Raw genomic sequence first — 2,025 nt, forward strand, 5'->3', positions numbered from 1 at the left:
GCGGGTGGGGTCCGTCGTAGTCGATGAGCAGGACCCGTTCGCTGTCGTACACATCGACCGCCCGCCACGCCGCCGACGGGGTCCAGGCGGCGGCGGTGTGCCAGGCCGGCACCGGTTGAGTCTCGGCAAGGATCGCGACGGTTTGGGTCAGCATCGACATGTCGGCGGCGGGCGCGACCCGCGCCAGCGCGGCGACCGCGCCCAGCGCGTGCGGCGACGGTGTGGTGCATGCTCGGCCGGTCACCTGCAGGCACAGCGCATGCTCGGGCTCACGATCGGTCAACGCCGCGGTCGACCAGGCCCGGCCGAGCCAGCCGCTGGCCCACGCCTCGACGGTGAGCACATCGTCGAGCTCGATAATGTCGCGGGCTTCACGCAGCAACAGATCCGCGGGCTGGGGCGGGCGAGGTGAACGGCGGACGGGGCGGCTCTTGGCGCCCTTGCGGCGGCCGCGGCTCTTGGGCATGTCCGCAGTCCATCACACGCACTGACCGAGGCGCACCCGGCGCGCCCAACGCGGATTCAGGCGACTTCGGGTTTCGGATGCAGCTGGTGCGGTCGGGGTGATGTCGAGGGGGCGTTCGAGCAGTTTGCCCTTGTGGAACACGGCTCCCGCCCGGACGAGCGCGACCAGGTGCGGCGCGTTCACCGCCCGCCAGCGGGCTTGCGCGGCCACGATCAGCCTGTAGGCCATCGCCAGCCCGGCGGCGCGCGAACCTGGTCCTTTGGTAACCCTGGTCCTCAAACGCACTGTCGCGAAAGTGCTTTCGATGGGATTCGTCGTTCTCAAGTGCACCCAATGCTCGGCCGGATACTTGTAGAACTCCAGCAGCACGTCGGCGTCGTCGACGATCTTAGCCACTGCCTTGGGATACTTGGCGGCGTAGTCGATCTCGAACGCCTTGATCGCGACCTGCGCCTTGTCGATGTCCTCGGCGTTGTAGATCTCCCGCATCGCCGCGATCGCGCCCGGATGCGCCGACTTCGGCAGCGCGGCAAGAACATTGGCCTGCTTGTGCCACCAGCAACGTTGCTCACGGGTGTCGGGGAACACCTCGCGCAAGGCGGCCCAGAAGCCCAAGGCGCCGTCGCCGACCGCGAGCACCGGCGCCCGCATGCCGCGGCGCCGGCAGCCGCGCAGCAGATCGGCCCACGATTCGGTGGATTCGCGATACCCGTCGGTTAGCGCGACCAGTTCCTTGCGACCGTCGGCGCGCACCCCGATCATCACCAGCAGGCACAGCTTCTCCTGGGCGAGACGCACCTTCAGGTGGATGCCGTCCACCCACAGATACACATAGTCGACGCCCGACAAGTGCCGCTCCTGAAATGACCTGGCCTCGTCCTGCCACTGGCAAGTCAGCCGGGTGATCGCCGAGGCCGACAACCCGGCCCCGGTGCCCAGGAACTGCTCCAGCGCCGGCGCGAAGTCGCCGCTGGACAGGCCGTGCAGGTACAGCAGCGGCAGCACCTCGGCCATCTGCGGCGACTTGCGCGCCCACGCCGGCAAGATCGCCGACGAGAACCGCTGCCGCTCCCCGGTATCCGGGTCGACACGCTTGTCGTTGACGCGCGGCGCCCGAACCATCACCGCACCCGCGGCGGTCAACACCTCACGTTCGCCGTGATACCCGTTGCGCACAACCAGCCGATACCCGTTCTCGTCGACCTGATCGGTGAACCGCTCGACGTAGGCGGCGACCTCCGCCTGCAACGCGGCCGCGAGCATCTGCCGGGCTCCGTCGCGAACAACCTCGTCTAGCAACGAACGACCCGCATCGCCCTCATTGGAAGAATCCGTGTCGTGAACTACCGTGAGCATGGGCGTACCTTCCCAACCAGCGCGTCAACGCCGGTCTTGATCGAATACCTGTTTCCATAAAGATCATCCTCGGGAAGGTGCGCCCTCCCAAGACCATCCACAGGTTCTGATCATTGCTCCTTGGAGACGAGAAATTCTTGGCAACTGAGGTCACGGACCCCGATGACTACAAATACCTGTACGGACTAGGCACGCAGGTCTAC

General features: G+C 66.9%; 1 protein-coding gene and 1 pseudogene. Both read right to left on the bottom strand.

What is annotated here, in order from left to right:
- Positions 1-466, bottom strand: a pseudogene (locus VFW69_RS24555) (hypothetical protein); the annotation flags it as partial.
- A gap of 12 nt (positions 467-478) precedes the next feature.
- A complete protein-coding gene (locus VFW69_RS24560) occupies positions 479-1,822 on the bottom strand; it encodes an IS256 family transposase (protein WP_526505558.1) in 1,344 nt (447 codons plus the stop codon).
- Positions 1,823-2,025 lie beyond the last annotated feature (203 nt).

Origin of the sequence: Mycobacterium sp. (assembly GCF_036273375.1) — a bacterium.
Classification (GTDB): domain Bacteria; phylum Actinomycetota; class Actinomycetes; order Mycobacteriales; family Mycobacteriaceae; genus Mycobacterium.